Origin of the sequence: Blastococcus haudaquaticus, from assembly GCF_900230285.1 — a bacterium.
Lineage (GTDB): Bacteria > Actinomycetota > Actinomycetes > Mycobacteriales > Geodermatophilaceae > Blastococcus_B > Blastococcus_B haudaquaticus.
This window is the reverse complement of the sequence record NZ_OCNK01000003.1, coordinates 492,120-508,168: the sequence shown is the minus strand read 5'-3', so window position 1 is coordinate 508,168 and position 16,049 is coordinate 492,120. Positions and strand designations below refer to the sequence as shown.

At 74.3% G+C, this 16,049-nt stretch carries 19 protein-coding genes; 9 read left to right on the top strand and 10 right to left on the bottom strand.

The genetic code is table 11. The features are described from left to right. Positions 1-20: 20 nt before the first annotated feature. Positions 21-989: an aldo/keto reductase gene (locus CRP30_RS13865; RefSeq protein ID WP_097184534.1), complete on the top strand. Its 969-nt coding sequence runs from the start codon at positions 21-23 to the stop codon at positions 987-989. A gap of 64 nt (positions 990-1,053) precedes the next feature. On the opposite strand, the gene thpR is transcribed toward CRP30_RS13865, so the two are convergent. The 5 genes from thpR to CRP30_RS13845 are packed head-to-tail and all read right to left on the bottom strand — an operon-like array spanning position 1,054 to position 5,469. Beyond that, positions 1,054-1,602, bottom strand: a complete 549-nt coding sequence (thpR, locus tag CRP30_RS23060) for an RNA 2',3'-cyclic phosphodiesterase (RefSeq protein WP_255407363.1) — start codon at positions 1,600-1,602, stop codon at positions 1,054-1,056. A 17-nt stretch (positions 1,603-1,619) separates the two neighbouring features. Next, positions 1,620-2,027, bottom strand: a complete 408-nt coding sequence (locus CRP30_RS23055; protein ID WP_235003479.1) for a hypothetical protein — start codon at positions 2,025-2,027, stop codon at positions 1,620-1,622. A gap of 44 nt (positions 2,028-2,071) precedes the next feature. Beyond that, the gene (locus CRP30_RS13855; protein WP_235003396.1) at positions 2,072-3,463 is read right to left on the bottom strand and encodes an MFS transporter; all 1,392 of its coding nucleotides are present in this window, start codon (positions 3,461-3,463) and stop codon (positions 2,072-2,074) included. Then, positions 3,460-3,894: a MarR family winged helix-turn-helix transcriptional regulator gene (locus CRP30_RS13850; protein ID WP_097184531.1), complete on the bottom strand. Its 435-nt coding sequence runs from the start codon at positions 3,892-3,894 to the stop codon at positions 3,460-3,462. The genes CRP30_RS13855 and CRP30_RS13850 overlap by 4 nt, the downstream gene beginning before the upstream one ends. 45 nt (positions 3,895-3,939) lie before the next feature. Beyond that, positions 3,940-5,469 carry an NCS2 family permease gene (locus CRP30_RS13845; RefSeq protein WP_097184530.1) on the bottom strand — a complete coding sequence of 510 codons (1,530 nt, stop codon included), beginning with the start codon at positions 5,467-5,469 and terminating at the stop codon, positions 3,940-3,942. A 139-nt stretch (positions 5,470-5,608) separates the two neighbouring features. Between CRP30_RS13845 and CRP30_RS13840 the strand changes: the two genes are divergently transcribed. Continuing rightward, positions 5,609-5,818 (top strand): DUF2530 domain-containing protein, encoded by a 210-nt coding sequence (locus CRP30_RS13840; RefSeq protein WP_097184529.1) that lies wholly within the window; start codon positions 5,609-5,611, stop codon positions 5,816-5,818. 63 nt (positions 5,819-5,881) lie between these two features. Here CRP30_RS13840 and CRP30_RS13835 read toward each other — a convergent pair whose 3' ends face one another. Continuing rightward, positions 5,882-6,682 (bottom strand): DUF3027 domain-containing protein, encoded by an 801-nt coding sequence (locus tag CRP30_RS13835; protein WP_200814744.1) that lies wholly within the window; start codon positions 6,680-6,682, stop codon positions 5,882-5,884. A 72-nt stretch (positions 6,683-6,754) separates the two neighbouring features. On the opposite strand from CRP30_RS13835, the gene CRP30_RS13830 reads away from it, so the two are divergent. After that, the gene (locus CRP30_RS13830; RefSeq protein ID WP_097184527.1) at positions 6,755-8,335 is read left to right on the top strand and encodes an MFS transporter; all 1,581 of its coding nucleotides are present in this window, start codon (positions 6,755-6,757) and stop codon (positions 8,333-8,335) included. Continuing rightward, positions 8,332-8,826, top strand: a complete 495-nt coding sequence (locus CRP30_RS13825) for a DUF2771 family protein (RefSeq protein WP_235003395.1) — start codon at positions 8,332-8,334, stop codon at positions 8,824-8,826. The genes CRP30_RS13830 and CRP30_RS13825 overlap by 4 nt, the downstream gene beginning before the upstream one ends. On the opposite strand, the gene CRP30_RS23445 is transcribed toward CRP30_RS13825, so the two are convergent. After that, the gene (locus CRP30_RS23445) at positions 8,823-9,218 is read right to left on the bottom strand and encodes a cold-shock protein (RefSeq protein ID WP_097184526.1); all 396 of its coding nucleotides are present in this window, start codon (positions 9,216-9,218) and stop codon (positions 8,823-8,825) included. The genes CRP30_RS13825 and CRP30_RS23445 overlap by 4 nt on opposite strands. A 150-nt stretch (positions 9,219-9,368) precedes the next feature. Between CRP30_RS23445 and CRP30_RS13815 the strand changes: the two genes are divergently transcribed. The 4 genes from CRP30_RS13815 to CRP30_RS13800 are packed head-to-tail and all read left to right on the top strand — an operon-like array spanning position 9,369 to position 11,207. After that, on the top strand, positions 9,369-9,722 hold the full coding sequence (locus CRP30_RS13815) for a YidH family protein (RefSeq protein WP_097184525.1): 354 nt from the start codon (positions 9,369-9,371) through the stop codon (positions 9,720-9,722). Further along, a complete protein-coding gene (locus CRP30_RS13810) occupies positions 9,719-10,048 on the top strand; it encodes a DUF202 domain-containing protein (RefSeq protein WP_097184524.1) in 330 nt (109 codons plus the stop codon). The genes CRP30_RS13815 and CRP30_RS13810 overlap by 4 nt, the downstream gene beginning before the upstream one ends. Positions 10,049-10,067: 19 nt before the next feature. Continuing rightward, positions 10,068-10,835 carry an endonuclease/exonuclease/phosphatase family protein gene (locus tag CRP30_RS13805; RefSeq protein WP_097184523.1) on the top strand — a complete coding sequence of 256 codons (768 nt, stop codon included), beginning with the start codon at positions 10,068-10,070 and terminating at the stop codon, positions 10,833-10,835. A gap of 51 nt (positions 10,836-10,886) precedes the next feature. Beyond that, entirely contained in the window at positions 10,887-11,207 is a 321-nt protein-coding gene (locus CRP30_RS13800; protein ID WP_143278467.1) for a hypothetical protein, read from the top strand. Between the two features lies 1 nt (position 11,208). Here CRP30_RS13800 and CRP30_RS13795 read toward each other — a convergent pair whose 3' ends face one another. The 3 genes from CRP30_RS13795 to CRP30_RS13785 form a co-directional block, all read right to left on the bottom strand. Then, positions 11,209-12,864 carry an AMP-binding protein gene (locus tag CRP30_RS13795; protein ID WP_097184521.1) on the bottom strand — a complete coding sequence of 552 codons (1,656 nt, stop codon included), beginning with the start codon at positions 12,862-12,864 and terminating at the stop codon, positions 11,209-11,211. Further along, positions 12,861-13,088, bottom strand: a complete 228-nt coding sequence (locus CRP30_RS13790; protein WP_097184520.1) for a hypothetical protein — start codon at positions 13,086-13,088, stop codon at positions 12,861-12,863. The genes CRP30_RS13795 and CRP30_RS13790 overlap by 4 nt, the downstream gene beginning before the upstream one ends. 102 nt (positions 13,089-13,190) lie before the next feature. Then, complete coding sequence (locus CRP30_RS13785) at positions 13,191-13,712, bottom strand: hypothetical protein (RefSeq protein ID WP_097184519.1); 522 nt, start codon at positions 13,710-13,712, stop codon at positions 13,191-13,193. Positions 13,713-13,759: 47 nt separating this feature from the next. Between CRP30_RS13785 and CRP30_RS13780 the strand changes: the two genes are divergently transcribed. After that, on the top strand, positions 13,760-16,033 hold the full coding sequence (locus CRP30_RS13780; protein WP_097184975.1) for a helicase C-terminal domain-containing protein: 2,274 nt from the start codon (positions 13,760-13,762) through the stop codon (positions 16,031-16,033). Positions 16,034-16,049: the final 16 nt, after the last annotated feature.

The following is a 16,049-nucleotide window of genomic DNA, read 5'->3' as shown; positions in this document are numbered from 1 at the left end:
GGGTGCCAGGGTCGTTCCCCATGGAGTACACGCACCTCGGCCGCAGCGGCCTCACCGTCTCCCGCCTGTGCCTGGGCACCATGAACTTCGGCTGGAAGACCGAGGAGGCCGACTCGCACGAGATCATGGACCGCGCGCATGCCGAGGGGATCAACTTCTTCGACACCGCCAACGTCTACGGCTTCGAGGTCGGCAAGGGCCGCACCGAGGAGGTCCTCGGCACCTGGTTCGCCCACGGGGCGGAGCGGCGGGAGAAGACGGTCCTCGCCACCAAGGTCTACGGCTCGATGACCGACTGGCCCAACGACACCTTCCTGTCGGCCCGCAACATCGTCCGGGCCTGCGAGGCCTCGCTGCGCCGGCTGCAGACGGACTGGATCGACCTCTACCAGTTCCACCACGTCGACCTGCGGACGCCGTGGGAGGAGATCTGGCAGGCCTGCGAGACGCTCGTCGCCCAGGGCAAGGTCCTCTACGTCGGATCGTCGAACCACGCGGCGTGGCAGATCGCGGCCGCGAACGAGGCCGCCGCCCGCCGGAACTTCCAGGGCCTGGTCAGCGAGCAGTCGCACTACAACCTGCTCACCCGGCACGTGGAGCTCGAGGTGCTCCCGGCCGCCACCCACTACGGCGTCGGCATCATCCCGTGGAGCCCGCTCGCCGGGGGCCTGCTGGGAGGCGTGCTCGAGAAGACGGAAGGCGGCCGCCGCAACGAGGAGCGCCAGCAGAAGCGGATCGAGGAGCACCGGCCGGCCCTGGAGGCCTACGAGGCGTTCTGCCGCGACCTCGGGCACGCACCCGCCGGCGTGGGGCTCGCCTGGCTGCTGCACCAGCCGGCGGTGACCGCCCCGATCGTGGGCCCGCGCACGATGGCGCAGTTCGAGGGCTCCCTGGCCGCGCTCGACGTCGAGCTGGACGACGCCGCGCTGGAGCGCCTGGACGAGATCTTCCCGGGCTACCGCGCCGCCCCCATGGAGTACGCCTGGTGACGCCGACTGTGCAGTTCCCGTCGCCGACGTGCGCGGGCACGCCGGGCGAGGCGACCGGAACTGCTCACTCGACCGGGATCGGCCAGCTCGCGACCACGTCGTAGGTCGGCTCCCGCCCGAGGTGGCTCTCCCAGAGGCGCACCTCCTCCACCGGCCACACCGGACCGCGGTAGTCCGCGAGCCGGTCGGTCAGCGACCCGTCCGCCGGCTGCCGGGGACGCCAGCGGCCCAGGGTGAGGTGCGGACGGAACGGCCGGTCCTCGACCGGCAGTCCGACCGCGCGCGCCGCGTCGGCCAGCCGCTCCGCGAGCGCGACGAGTGCCGCGACGTCCCCGTCCAGGCCGGCCCACGCGACCTGCGGACGGCGGAGGGAGCCGAACCGCCCACCTCCCGCCAGCCGCAGCCGCATCGCCGGTGTGCCCGCCACGGCCGGTCCCGCCGCCGACACCAGCGGCTCCACGCACCCGGCCGGCACCGCGCCGAGGAAGAGCAGCGTGAGGTGCCACCGCTCCGGGACGGTCCAGCGCGGCGCCCCGGCCGCCGAGGTCAGCGGCGCGACGGCCGCCGCCAGGTCCGACCGGGCCCACTCCGGGGGGTCGACGGCGAGGAACAGCCGCCGTCCGGCCGGACTCAGCCCTGCACCGCCAGCCCGGCGGCCTCCAGCTGGGCCACGAGCCGGAGCCGCTCGGCGTCGCGCACGGGGCCGTCCGGCCCGGTCCGCAGCTCGTGCGGCACCTCGAGCAGGGCCGCCGCCTCCACGAGGACGTCGTCGTAGGCAGCCACCAACGCCCGCCGGCGGGCCATCGGTGCGCCGGCCGGGACGAGCGAGAGGGAGCGGGCGAGCCGGCGGAGGTCGGCCGCGACGACCTGCAGCGGACGCCGGTCCGGCGCGGGACAGCGGACGGCGCGGCGGCGTTCCATCCTCCGGCGGACCCATCGGACGGCGGGCCCGGTCCACGCGATGAGAGCGGCGATGACGGCGACCGTGCCGCCGATCTGGAGCAGTGGGACGTACATCGTCGCCTCCGGTGCCCGCACGGGGATGCCGGGGACGGTACTCCGGGTGCGGTGCCCGCGGGCCCTCAGCGCCCCAGGTTCTGGGGCCCGGTGGTCTGTTCCTCGGCGGCCTCCGCCGCGGCGCGCAGCCGGGCCGACGGCACGCGCGTCCCCGGGGCGCCGACCCGCAGCCGCAGGCGCGGCGGGCGCAGGGCGCCCTCCAGCCGCACCCGCCGTCCCCGGGCGAGCCACGCGGCCGCGCCGAGGCCGGCGACCACGCAGACGGCTCCGCCCAGGATCAGCCCCCACGGCGCACCGAGGTGCTCGGAGATCCAGCCGATCAGCGGTGCCCCGACCGGCGTGCCGCCCATGAAGGACATGAAGTACAGCGCCATGACGCGGCCGCGCATCTGCGGGTCGACGCCGAGCTGGACGAAGCTGTTGTTGGCCACGCTGAACACCAGCGCCGCGGCGCCGGTGGGCACGAGCAGCAGGGCGAAGGAGGCGTAGCCCGGCATCAGGCCGGCGACCACGGTGAACAGCCCGAAGACGACCGCGGAAATCACCAGGAATCGCTGGCGCGGCCGCACGCTGCGGCGGGTGGACAGCAGGGCGCCGGTCAGGGATCCGACGGCGAACGTGGTGGACAGCAGCCCGAAGGCCTCCGCGCCCAGCCCGAACTGCTCGCGGGCCATCAGCGCGATCGTCACCTGGTAGTTGAAGCCGAAGGTGCCGATCACGAACGCGAGGCCCATCGCCAGGAGCAGGTCCGGGTGCGCCCGGGTGTAGCGGAGGCCCTCGCGGAGCTGGCCCTTGGCGCGCGCCACCGGCGTGCTGGGCCTCAGCTCGGAGGCCCGCATGCCGGCGAGCGCGGCGATCGTGAACGCGAAGCTGGCGGCGTTGACGAAGAAAGCCGGGGCGGTGTTCCCCGAGGAGGCGCCGATCAGCAGGCCGGCCACCGCGGGCCCGACCAGCCGGGCCCCGTTGAAGATCGTGGAGTTCAGGCTCACCGCGTTCGTCAGCAGGGCCGAGCCGACCATCTCGGACACGAACGCCTGCCGCACCGGCAGGTCGATCGCGGCGACCGAGCCCAGCCCCGCGGCCAGCGCGAAGACGTGCCACAGGGCCACCGCGTCGGTGGCCACGAGGATCGCCAGCACCAGCGCGAGCAGGCCCATCAGCGCCTGGCAGATCAGCAACGTCCGGCGCTTCTCGTAGCGGTCGGCGAGGACCCCGCCGTACATGCTGAGCAGCAGGCTGGGGCCGAACTGCAGCGCGGTGATCAGCCCGAGCGCGACCCCGCTGTCGCCGGACAGCTGGAGGACCAGCCAGTCCTGGCCGATGCGCTGCATCCAGGTGCCGGTGAGGCTGACCAGGTTGGCCGATGCATAGATGCGGAAGTTCCGGACCCGCAGCGCACGGAACGATCCCGTGCCGGGGTCCTGCACGGCCGCCTGGTCAGTACTCGTCCAGGTCACCCACCGGCGAGCTTCTCCATGATCTCGGCCGCCTCGCGGAGCACGGCGCGCTCCTCCGGCGTCAGCTCCTGCAGCCGGCCGCTCAGCCACGCCTCGCGCGCGCGGGCCTCCTCGGTGAGGAGGTCCTCCGCGGCGGGGGTGAGGCCGATGATGACCTGCCTGCCGTCGGTCGGGTGCGGGGTCCGGGTGACCAGACCCATCCCCTCGAGCGCGACGACGACCCGGGTCATCGAGGGTGGCTGCACCCGCTCGTGGGCGGCCAGCTCCCCCGGGCTGATCGGCCCCACGCGCTTGAGCGTGGACAGCGCCGCGAGGTGGGTGAGGGTGACCGAGCTGTCGACCCGCTGGTTGCGCAGCCGGCGGGAGAAGCGCATCACCGCCAGCCGCAGGTCGTGAGCCAGTGCCGCGGTGTCCAGCGTCGTCCGGCTCACGTTCCCCAGCTTATCCCCGTGTGATTAGCGACGCTCAGCAACTGCTCAGAACAGCTGCTGCAGGGGCTCCAGCAGGAAGTAGACGAGGAACAGCAGCGCGATGACCCACATGAGCGGGTGGACGTCGCGACTCCGGCCGACGGCGGTCCGCAGCAGCACGTAGCTGACGACACCGGCCCCGATGCCGTTGGTGATCGAGTAGGTGAAGGGCATGAGGGCGATCGTCAGGAAGGCCGGGATGACCAGCGACATGTCGTCCCAGGCCAGGTTCTTGATCTGGCTGATCAGCATGGCGCCGACGATCACCAGCACCGGGGCCGCGGCCTCCGACGGCACGACCTGGACGAGCGGGCTGAAGAGGGTGGCCACCAGGAAGAGCAGACCCGTCACCACGCTGGCCAGGCCGGTGCGCGCGCCGTCGGCGACGCCGGCCGTGCTCTCGATGTAGGTCGTGTTCGACGAGACGCTGCCGGCACCACCCGCGGCGGCGGCGAGGGAGTCGACGAGGAGGACCGGCTGCGACTTGGGCAGGTTGCGCTTCTCGTCGAGGAGGTCGGCCTCGGCGCCGACCGCCGTGACGGTGCCGACGGTGTCGAAGAAGTCCGCGATCATGATCGAGAAGACGATGAGCAGCGCGGCGATGACACCGATCCGCTCGAAGCCCCCGAAGAGCGAGAAGTTGCCGATCAGCGAGAGGTCCGGGGTGCCCACGACGTCGTCGGGCAGGGTCGGGACCTGCAGCGCCCAACCGCGTGGGTTCTCCGCACCGTCGGCGCCGAACCGCGGGCCGATGTCGGCGACGGCCTCGATGATGATCGCCAGCACGGTCGAGATGACGATGCCGATGAGCAGCGCACCCTTGACCCGGCGGACCACGAGCACGGCGGTCAGCAGCAGCCCGACGACGAAGACCAGGATCGGCCAGCCGGCCAGCTGACCCCCGACACCGAAGCTGATCAGCGGGTTGCCCGGCCGGATGATGCCGGCGTCGGCGAGACCGATGATCGTGAGGAAGAAGCCGATGCCGACGGCGATGGCCGTCTTCAGCTGCGGCGGGATGGCCTCGAAGACGGCGCGACGGAACCCGGTGAGCACCAGGACCGTGATCAGCAGGCCCTCCAGCACGACCAGGCCCATGATCTCCGGCCAGGAGAGCTGGGTGGCGGCGAAGACCGCGACGATGGCGTTGATGCCCAGTCCGGTGGCGAGCGCGAACGGGTACCGGCCGACGACGCCCATGAGCACCGTCATGACGCCCGCGATGAGCGCCGTGACGGCGGCCACGGACGCGAACGGCAGCTCGTTCCCGCTGACGTCGGCGCCCGACAGGATGATCGGGTTGAGGACCACGATGTAGGCCATCGTGAAGAAGGTCGTCAGGCCGCCGCGCAGCTCACGGGTGAGGGTCGAGCGCCGGGCACTGATCTCGAAGTAGCGGTCGAGGCCGTTCTTCGGGCGCACCTGCGGTCCGTCGCTGCGGCGGGCACCGGTCCCGCCGGCGAGCACGTCCGCCGGCGTCCCGCCGTCAGCACCTGCGGTGGTGGAACCCGTGGTGGGACGGGACTTCTCGGGCATGCGGACTCCCCCGGGACGGCGGTGGCTGGCGACGAGCGGCGACAGCGTGCCACACGACCGTCCGGCAGGACGCGTGCCCCGTCCCGCCCGGCCCGAGGGGTTCTGCGATCGTGACCTGCCGCGGGCCTAAGGTCGCACCGTGACGAAGCAGGCCCCGCCCCCGCTGCAGGTGGACACCGCCCGCGTCGTCCTCGTCGGCATCGGCATCTGGGCGGTGGCGCTCGTCGTGCTGCTGGTCCTGGGCGACCGGGTGGACCGGATGTGGACCTGGACGTGCCTGGCCGCCATCGGCCTGGCCCTGATGGGCCTGTGGATCATGAAGCTGCAGGGCCAGTCCCGCCGCAGGTGACTGGAAGGACCCCCTTCCTCCCCACCCTTCGCAGGCTCAGGGCGGGCCCCTGGAAGGGGGCCCTCAGTCGGTGAGGACGTCGTACGTCCCGGTGTCGTAGCGCGCGGTGCGCACGACCTCGGTGGCCTCGTCGGCGACCAGGGTCGCCTGGCTGTGCGCACCGCAGCCGTAGTCGGCGGTGACGACGCGGCCGTCGGCCGGGGCGTAGGCGTTGCCGCAGGCGCCGACCATCTGGCGCAGCGAGCCGGCCAGGGGCAGGTAGAACCCGCAGGTGGCGCAGGGACCCGGGGCCTGACGCGCCATGGGCGACGTCGGCCCGAACTCGCCCGCGGTCCAGCGCCCCACAGCCTGGCCGCGTCCGTCGGCGGACATGACGCGCTCGCGCCCCACGCCCAGCTCCTGGGCCACGACCCGGCCCTCCGGGTCCTCGGCCGAGTCGTCGTCGACCAGGTAGGCGGGCGCGAGGCGCGGGTCGTCCTCGGTCGAGGGAAGCACATCACCGACGGAGAGATCGCCGGGGCGCAGCCGCTCCTGCCACGGCACCCAGGCCGGGGCCAGGAGCGCGGAGTCGCCCGGCAGCAGCACGACCTCGTCGACGGTCACGCCGTCGTCGCCCGGGGCATGGGCCACGGTGACCGCCCAGTGCCAGCCGACGTACCCGGGCAGGCGGCTGGCGAAGGTGTGGGTCAGCACGTCGCCGAGGGCCTCCACCGGCACCTCGTCGGTGGCGGGGGCGACCGGCTCGCGCGCGGCGCCCAGGTGGTCGCCCACCAGGGAGGGGTCGCCGGCGGTCTCGACGGCGGCGGCGCGGGCCTGCTCGACCGCGGCGGCCAGGACGTCGGCGGAGGCGGAGGAGTCGGTCACCCGCCCATTGTCCCTGACGCGTCCACCTCCGCGGAGGGCCACCCGCCCGACTCCGTGCGGCACGATGGTGGCGTGCCCGCGTCCCGTCGTCCGCCCGGTGCCGGCCGCCGCCTGCGCCGGGCGAGCCGCACGGGGCCCGCGCGCCCCGACCGGGCCGACACGACACCGTTCGGCACGCCGCGTCCGGCCACCCGCCCGATGCCGTCGGCGACGGGGCCCACCCCGGTCGACGAGCAGCCGACGACGGTCCTCCCCGGGCCCGACCGGCCCGCTGCGCCGGATCCGCCACCGGGCGGGCCGCAGAAGGTGACCGTCACCCGGGTGGCCGCCGCGCGGTCGCGGGAGCTCACGGCCGCCGCGGCCCGCCGGGTCCGGGCCGCGAGCCGCGCCGACGGCGCCGGGGAGAGCGGCCTGACCCAGCTGCTGTGGGTCAACGCCCTGCACATGGCCGGCGACGCGATGATCGCGGTCAGCCTCGCCGGCACCCTCTTCTTCGCCGCGGCCGCCGACGCGCAGCGCGGGAACGTCGCGCTCTACCTGCTCGTCACGATGGCCCCGTTCGCCGTCCTCGCGCCCGTCATCGGCCCCGCCCTGGACCGGCTGCAGCGCGGCCGGCGGTGGGCCATCGCGGGCAGCCATCTGGGCCGGGCGGTGCTCGCGCTGGTGATGATGCGGCACTTCGACGACTTCTGGCTCTACCCGGCGGCGCTGGGCGTGCTCGTGCTGTCCAAGGCGCACAACGTGCTGCGCGCCGCCGTCGTCCCCCGTGTCCTGCCCGACGCCATGTCGCTGACCTCGGCCAACGCCCGCCTCTCGGTCTTCGGGCTGGCGACGGCGGGGGTCGCCGGCGGCGTCGCCGCGGGGATCGCCGCCGTGCTCGGGTTCGACTGGGAGCTGGGGGCGACGGCGGTCGTCTTCGCGATCGCCGGCGTGCTGGCGGTCCGGCTCCCCCCGCACGTCGACGTCCCCACCGGCGAGCTCCCGGCGGACGTGCTCACCACCGCGGAGATCCCGGTCGGCAGCGGCCGCCGCCGGGTCAGCCCGCACGTGGTGCTGGCCCTGCGCGCCAACGCGGCGCTGCGCGGGCTCGGGGGCTTCCTCACCATCTTCAGCGCGTTCCTGGTGCAGGCGAACTTCGACGACGGCTGGTCGGCGACCCTCGCGCTCGGCGTGATCGCGGCGGCTGCGGGCCTCGGCAGCTTCGCCGGGACCGCGATCGGCTCGCGGATGCACGCCGCCGCCCCGGACCGTCTCGTCCTGATCTCGGCGGCCACCGCGGCCGCGATCACGCTGCTGGCCGCGGTCTTCTACAGCTTCACCATGGCCGCCGTCGTCGCCGGTGTCGCCGCGGTGACCAACGCGCTGGGCAAGGTGTCGCTCGACGCGATCATCCAGCGGGAGGTGCCCGAGAGCCTGCGCGCCTCGGCGTTCGCGCGTTCGGAGACCTGGCTGCAGATGGCCTGGGTGGTCGGCGGCGCGCTCGGGATCGCCCTGCCCCCGACCGGCTGGCTGGGCTTCACCGTCGCCGCCGCGCTGCTGGGCCTCGCCGTCGGTCTCGTCGTCTGGAGCCTGTACCGGGGACGGCGGCCGGTCGGCCCGTCGGGGGTCTCCCCCGAGGCGCCCACCACGCCCGTGGGACCCTCGTGGTCGTGAGCAGGTCCGTCGCCGCCCTGCTCCTGCTCCTCGTCGCCGGGTGCGGGTCGGGCGAGCCCGCCGGCCCCCCGGACGTCGAGGTCGAGGTCGGGCCGCAGCAGCTCGCCGTGCGGCCGGTGCAGTTCTGCCTCGACGGGGAGGGGCAGCGCTACGACAACACCCCGCCGGTCCTCGAGGTCTCCCCCGGCGCCACGATCAGCCTGACGGTGCCGCAGTCGGTCGCCGAGCGCGGCTGGGCGGTGCAGGTCTTCGACGAGCAGCTCGAGGAGCTCATCGGCGAGGTGGACGTCCCGGCCGGGGAGCGCTCCTTCGACGAGATCACCACCGACGACGTCGTCCCGCCGGCGTTCTACCTGGTGGTCGTCGAGGACAAGGGCGGCGACTGCGACGAGTTCTCCGGCGCCTGGCCGATCGGCTTCCTGCGCGCCGGCGGCGACCTGAGCGGGACGCCGTCGCCCGCGTCCCCGCCCACCGCGGTGCCGGGGAGCTAGCTCTCCAGGTCCATCGCGACGGCGCGCAGCACGGAGCCGATCTTGCGGGACTCCGCGCGGTCGGGGTGCCGGCCGTGGCGCAGGCCCTCGCCGACGTCGTCGAGCAGCTTGATCAGGTCCTCGATGATCGGCACCAGCTCGTCCGGCTTCTTCCGGCTCTTCGCGGCGACGGTGGCCGCGACCGACGGCAGCGGGTCGAGGATGCGCACCTGCAGCGCCTGGTCGCCACGCTTGCCGGCGACGATGCCGAACTCCACCCGCTGGCCCGGCTTCAGCTCCGCCGTCCCGGCCGGGAGGGCGTCCTTGTGCACGAAGACGTCCGGGCCGTCCTCGCGCGCGAGGAAGCCGAAACCCTTCTCCGGGTTGAACCACTTGACCTTGCCGGTGGGCACGTTGGATCCCTCTTGCTCGCTTCCGGGTCCGGCACGCTGGCCGGGCGACGACGGCGGCACGGAGCCGCTCCCCCGACAGGTTAGCCGCCCCCCGCCCTCCCCCGGACCTGGCTTTCCGCAGCGGCCGGGCCGCCGCCCTAGCCTGAGCGGGTGGACCCGTCCCCCGGCTCCGGCACACACCCGGACTACCGCTTCACCCTGGCCAACGAGCGCACCCTGCTCGCCTGGCTGCGCACCGGGCTGGCGCTGGTCGCCGGCGGGGTCGCCGTGGCGACCTACGCCCCCGATCTCGGGGTGTCCTGGGGCAGCGCGGCGATCGCTCTGGCGCTGGTCCTCATCGGGCTCGGGACGGCGCTGGCCGGCTACTCCCGCTGGCGCGGCAACGAGGCCGCCATCCGCGCCGGCCGGCCGCTGCCGGAGGGCTGGATGGTGCCCGCGCTGACCGCCGCCGTGGCCGCCGTCGTCGTGGTCGTCGGCGTCCTCGTCGGGCTGGAGGTGCTGTGACACGCGCGGGACCGCCGGGCGTCGCTGCGGAGCGCACCGACCTCGCGTGGCAGCGCACCGGCCTCGGCATCCTCGCCGTCGCCGGGCTGATCGGGCACCGTGCCGTGGATTCGGACCGGCCGGCCCTGCTCGTGGCGGCAGGTGTCACCGCACTGTTCGGCCTCGGCGTCCTCGGTGGGCTCGCCCCCGCCCGTGCCCGGTTCGTCCAGCGCCGGCGACTAGAGGACGGGGACGTCGCGGCACGGCGCTCCGTCGCTGCCGTCACCGCCGCCGTGATCGCGATCTGCCTGGCCGCCGCCGTGGCCGTCACGGTTCCGGTCGACTGACCCGGGCACAGGACCGCCCGTGCGCATCGCCACCTTCAACCTGCTGCACGGCCGCTCCGTGGACGACGGTCGGGTCGAGCCCGGCCGGCTCTCCCAGGCGGTGGCGGCGCTCGACGCCGACGTCCTCGCGCTGCAGGAGGTCGACCGCAACCAGGCCCGGTCGCACGGTGCCGACCTCACGGCGCTGGCGGCCGAGGCCATGGGAGCGGTGGACGCGTGCTTCGTCCCCGCCGTGATCGGGACCCCCGGCGGCACGTGGACGGTGGCCACGGGCCAGGAGCAGCAGGACTCCCCCGGGTACGGCGTCGCGCTGGTCTCCCGCTACCCGGTGGTCACGTGGGACGTCGTCCGGCTGCGCGGGGCACGCGCCGGCCTGCCCATGTGGTTGCCGGGGACGCACCGGCCGATCCTGGTCCGGGACGAGCCGCGGGTGGCGGTGACAGCGGTGATCGACGGCCCGTCCGGCCGGTTCACCGTGTGCACCACGCACCTGTCCTTCGTGCCGGGCTGGAACCGCCGGCAGCTGCGGCAGGTGATGAGCACGCTCGAGGGGGCTCCCGGGCCCCTGGTGCTGCTCGGAGACCTCAACATGACGGCCCGCCCCGCGGTGCGGGTCAGCGGTCTCCAGCCTCTCGCCTCGGTTCCGACGTTCCCCGTGCACCGCCCGACGCGGCAGCTCGACCACGTGCTGGTCAGGGGTGGGCTGCGGGCCACCGGTCCGGTCGAGTCACCGCGGCTGGCCCTGTCCGACCACCGCGCGCTCGTCGTCCCCTGCGGACCCGCCTGACTGTTACCCGACGACTCGCGAACCGCGCGCCGCTGCGCCACGATGCTCCGCATGGCCAGCAACGGTGCAGCCCGCGTCTTCTCACTCGTCGCCACGATCGTGCGGGTCGTGTGCTCGGTGATCGCCGCGATCATCGTGATCCACGCGGTGTTCGTGCTGTTCGAGGCCAACCCCGCCAACGGGCTGGTCGAGTTCACCGCCGGCTGGCGGGACACGTTCGGCTGGTTCACCAAGGACCTGTTCACGCCGTCGGACCCGAAGATCGCCGAGGCGATCAACGACGGTCTCGCGGCGCTGATCTGGGTGGTGGTGGGCAGCCTGCTGTCGAAGCTGATCGTGCGGCTGACCCCGGCCTCGAAGGCGAAGGCCTGAGTCAGGCGTTCCGGACGGCGGCCGCGGACTCCAGGCCGAGCTCCTCGACCGAGACCTGCCGCATCTCCACCTTGCGGATCTTGCCGGTCACCGTCATCGGGAACTCGTCGACGACCTTGACGTAGCGCGGGATCTTGTAGTGGGCGAGCCGGCCGGTGCAGAACTCGCGCAGGGCCTCGGCCGTCAGCGGCTCGGCGCCCTCGCGCAGCCGCACCCAGGCCATCAGCTCCTCGCCGTACCGCTCGTCGGGCACGCCGATCACCTGCGCGTCGACGACGTCCGGATGGCTGTAGAGGAACTCCTCGATCTCGCGCGGGTACACGTTCTCGCCGCCGCGGATGACCATGTCCTTGATCCGGCCGACGATGTTGAGGTACCCCGCGTCGTCCATCACGGCCAGGTCGCCGGTGTGCATCCAGCGGGCGCGGTCGATCACCTCCGCGGTCCTCTCCGGCTCGTTCCAGTAGCCGAGCATCACCGAGTAGCCGCGGGTGCAGAACTCCCCGGGCGTCCCGCGCGGCACGGTCAGGCCGGTGGCGGGGTCGACGACCTTCACCTCGAGGTGCGGGTGCACCCGACCGACGGTGGAGGTGCGGCGGTCGAGGTCGTCGTCGGCACCGGTCTGGGTGGAGACCGGTGACGTCTCGGTCATCCCGTAGCAGATGGTCACCTCGGTCATGCCCATCTCGCTGACCACCCGCTTCATCACCTCCACCGGGCACGGCGAGCCGGCCATGATCCCGGTGCGCAGAGTCGAGAGGTCGTAGTCGGCGAAGTCGGGCAGCGCCAGCTCGGCGATGAACATCGTCGGGACGCCGTACAGCGAGGTGCAGCGCTCGTCCTGGACGGCCTTGAGCGTGAGCGCCGGGTCGAACCCGGGGGCGGGGATGACCATGGTCGCGCCGTGCGAGGTGGCGCCGAGGTTGCCCATGCCCATGCCGAAGCAGTGGTAGTAGGGCACCGGGATGCAGACGCGGTCGGCCTCGGTGTAGCCGCAGCCCTCGCCGACGAAGAACCCGTTGTTGAGCAGGTTGTGGTGGGTGAGCGTGGCGCCCTTCGGGAAGCCCGTGGTCCCCGACGTGTACTGGATGTTGATCGGGTCGTCGGCGGAGAGCTCGGCCTCCCGGCGCGCCAGCAGCTCGCGGTCGGCGGCCCGGCCGGTGGTGAGCAGCTGCTCCCACTCGGGATCGCCGAGGAAGAGGACCTCGCGCAGCTCGGGGCAGTCGCCCCGCACGTCGGCGACCATCGACCGGTAGTCGCTGGTCTTGAACTCCGGCGCGGCGACCAGCACCGAGATGCCGGCCTGCTCCAGCACGTAGGCCAGCTCGTGCGTCCGGTAGGCCGGGTTGATGTTCACCAGGATCGCGCCGAGCTTCGCCGTCCCGTACTGGACGAAGACCCACTCCGCGCAGTTGGGCGCCCAGATGCCGACCCGGTCGCCCTTGCGGACGCCGAGGGCCTCCAGGCCCAGGGCGGTCGCGTCGACCTCGGCCACCAGCTCGGGGTAGCTGAACCGGCGGCCCGTGGCGCACTCCACCAGCGCCTCGGAGTCGCCCACCCGCGCTGCCGTCCGATCCAGGTTCGCCCCGATCGTGTCGCCCAGCAGGGGGACCGTCGAGGTCCCGCTGCTGTAGGACGGCAGCGCGGGGGAGGTCACCGCCGACGTCCCTCGGCCGTCTGGACGCCGGCCCGGTTCGGCTTGTCCGTCGGGTGCGCGTACCGGAGGCTCTCGACCGGCAGCGGGAAGCTGTGGTCCTCGCCGAAGGGGGAGAGCGGACCGGCGGACTCGCTCGTCAGCTCGGTCAGCGGCGGGCCGCCGTCGTCGGACTGCCCCCAGGTGGGCTCCACCAGGTGCGCGTGCTTCTCGTTGCGCTTGGCCATGTCGCCTCCGTGTCCAGGTGCGCCCTGCGGCGCACGTCCGGGTCATCTTCGCAGCGATCGGCACGCGCGCGCACGCACGCTCCCTCTCCCGGGCCGGTCGGGTCAGCGGCGCGCGGCCTTGGCGCCGTACAGCGTGGGCAGGCCCTCCGCGGTGAGCACCCACTGGCCGTCCCCCACGGGCGCGGCGCGCACCTCGCCGCCGTCGAGCTCCTGGACGGCACGGGTCCGCCACACGGCCGTGCTCAGCAGCTGGAGGCGCACGGGCTCCTGCAGCGGGTCGAGCTCGTCGAAGCCCTCCGGCTCGAACGCGATGATCGCCGGGCCGGCGATGCGCAGCCGTCCGGTCCGCCACGGGGCGGCGGCCAGGGCACGCTGCCAGCGCCGGGTGCGGAGCAGGGCGCCGGCGCCGGCCGCGATCCCGACGAGCCCCAGCAGGACCAGGGCGATGACGGCGAGCCCCAGGCCCGGCACCCGCCGGCCGCTGTCGGCCAGGGTGACCGCGGCGGCGCCCAGCAGCACACCCAGGACGACCGCGATGGCCCCACCGCCCAGCCACCGGATGGCGCCGGCCTGGTGGGCGGCCAGGGCCGTGCGGGTGTGCGGGTCGTCGGCGGCCGGGATCACCCGGCCATGCTGTCAGCAGGTTGCACGGGCGACGTAGCGTGGACCGGATGCCCACGGAACCCCCTGCGACGCTCGCCGGCTGGCTGCGCACCCGCAGCGACGAGCAGTTGCGCGCGTTGCTGGTGGCCCGCCCCGACGTGGCCCGCCCCGCGCCCTCGGACCTGGTCGCCCTCGCCAGCCGGCTCGCCGTCCCGGTGTCGGTCGACCGCGCGCTGGACGAGCTGGACGCCGCGACGCTCCAGGTCCTCGACGTGGTGCTGCTCGCGCCCGGCGACGGCCTGGCCCCGGACGCGCTGGCCGCTGCGCTGCCCGATGTCCCCTCCGACGTCCTGGCCTCGGGCCTGGAGCGGCTCACCGACAGGGCGCTGCTCTGGGGCGACGACGTCCTGCACGCCCCCGACCCGGTGCGGCGGGCCGTCCGCCACCCGGCCGGCCTGGGCCGCCGGGCGACGGAGCTGCGCGTGCAGCTGCCCACCGACCTGGCGGCGACGATCGGCGAGCTGGACCCGGAGGAGCGGGAGGTGCTCGAGCGCCTGGCCGGCGAGCGGCCGGTGGGCCACCTCCCCGATTCACCGAACGGCGGCTCCACCCCCGCCCGCCGGCTGCTGCAGCGTGGGCTGCTGGCCCGGATCGACGCCCTGAACGTGGAGCTGCCCCGCGAGATCGGCCTGCACCTGCGCGGCGACCGTCCGTACGGGCCACCGCGGCTGCGCCCCGAGCCCCCGGCCGCCTCCCACGAGCGGGCGTCGGCGGACCGCCGCGCGGCCGGCGCGGCGCTGGAGAGCGTCGGCAAGATCGGCGAGCTGCTGGCCCTGCTCGAGGAGGAGCCGGCCGGCCTGCTGCGCAGTGGCGGGGTCGGCGTGCGCGACCAGAAGCGGCTGGCCCGGGTGCTGCACCTGGGCGAGCCCGAGAGCGCCTGGCTGCTGGAGCTCGCCTATGCCGCCGGGCTGCTCGACGTAGGCGGACCGCACCGCGACGAGTGGCTCCCCACCCGCGCCTACGACATCTGGCGGGAGCAGGACCTGGCCGACCGCTGGGCGGTTCTCGCCGCAGGCTGGCTCGGCGGGGTGCGGCTGCCGTCGCTGGTCGGGCAGCGCGACGTCGCGGGAAAGGCCGTGAACCCGCTCTCCCCCGACCTCACCCGGCACACCGCTCCGGCCATCCGCCGCTCCGCGCTCACCGTGCTGGCCGAGTACCCGCCCGGCTCCGGGCTGGCCGCAACCGACCTGGTCGCGCTGCTGCGCTGGCGCACGCCCCGGCGGGCCGACCGGCTCGCACCCGTCCCCGGCATGCTCGACGAGGCGGCCCGCCTGGGGGTGCTCGTCGGTGGCGTCCTGTCGACGGCAGGTCGCGGCCTGCTGACCCATGGAGAGGACGGCGCCGCCGACGGCATGCGCGGCCTCCTGCCCGAGCCGGTCGACCACGTCCTCGCCCAGCCCGACCTCTCGCTGATCGCACCCGGGCCGCTGGTCGCCGAGCTGGCCGACACCCTCGCCGTCGTCGCCGACGTCGAGTCCTCCGGTGGGGCGACGGTGTTCCGGGTGTCGGAGTCCAGCGTCCGGCGCGCGCTGGACGCCGGCTGGTCGGCGTCGGACCTGCACGACTTCTTCACCCGGTCCTCGCGCACGCCGGTCCCCCAGGCGCTCGACTACCTGGTCGACGACGTCGCCCGCCAGCACGGCCGGCTGCGCGTGGGCTCGATCGAGTCCTACGTGCGCTCCGACGACCACGGGCTGCTCTCCCAGGTGCTCAACGACCGGCGGACCGCTCCGGCGGAGCTGCGCCGCCTGGCCCCGGGCGTCCTCGTCAGCGGGCTGGGCGCCGACGAGGTGCTCACCGTGCTCCGCGAGGCGGGCTACGCCCCGGCCGGCGAGCAGGCGGGCGGCGCCGTCCTCACGCGGCCGCCGGCCCGTCCCCGCGCACTCGGCCGCAAGACCGGCAGCGACTCCTCCCCCGCGCCGCGGGCGCTCGGCGCCGACGAGCTCCAGTCGACCGTCCGTCAGATGCGCGCCGGGGACGCCGCCCTGTCCGCGCGTCGCGGTGAGGCCGTGCGGCAGGTGCCCGGGGTGACGACGGCGACCACGCTGGAACTGCTGTCCCGCGCGGTCCGCGAGGGATCCGCCGTGTGGCTGGGCTACGTCGACGCCCAGGGCAGCGGCAGCCAGCGCGTGGTGCGCCCGGTGTCCCTGGTCGGTGGTTTCCTCCAGGGGTACGACGAGCGCCGCGGCGAGAACAGCACCTTCGCGGTGCACCGCATCACCTCGGTCGCGCTGGTCGAAGAAGATCAAAAGCCGTCGACGTCGTCCGGGGCCGCGCAGTAACTTCCCTCGCGGGAGG

What these genes read in the sequence shown, in the direction of transcription:
- CRP30_RS13865 (WP_097184534.1), top strand. Translation starts at nt 21, where the DNA reads ATGGAGTACACGCACCTCGGCCGCAGCGGCCTCACCGTCTCCCGCCTG.
- CRP30_RS13780 (WP_097184975.1), top strand. Translation starts at nt 13,760, where the DNA reads ATGCCCACGGAACCCCCTGCGACGCTCGCCGGCTGGCTGCGCACCCGC.
- CRP30_RS13800 (WP_143278467.1), top strand. Translation starts at nt 10,887, where the DNA reads ATGGCCAGCAACGGTGCAGCCCGCGTCTTCTCACTCGTCGCCACGATC.
- CRP30_RS13845 (WP_097184530.1), bottom strand. Translation starts at nt 5,469, where the DNA reads ATGCCCGAGAAGTCCCGTCCCACCACGGGTTCCACCACCGCAGGTGCT.
- CRP30_RS13790 (WP_097184520.1), bottom strand. Translation starts at nt 13,088, where the DNA reads ATGGCCAAGCGCAACGAGAAGCACGCGCACCTGGTGGAGCCCACCTGG.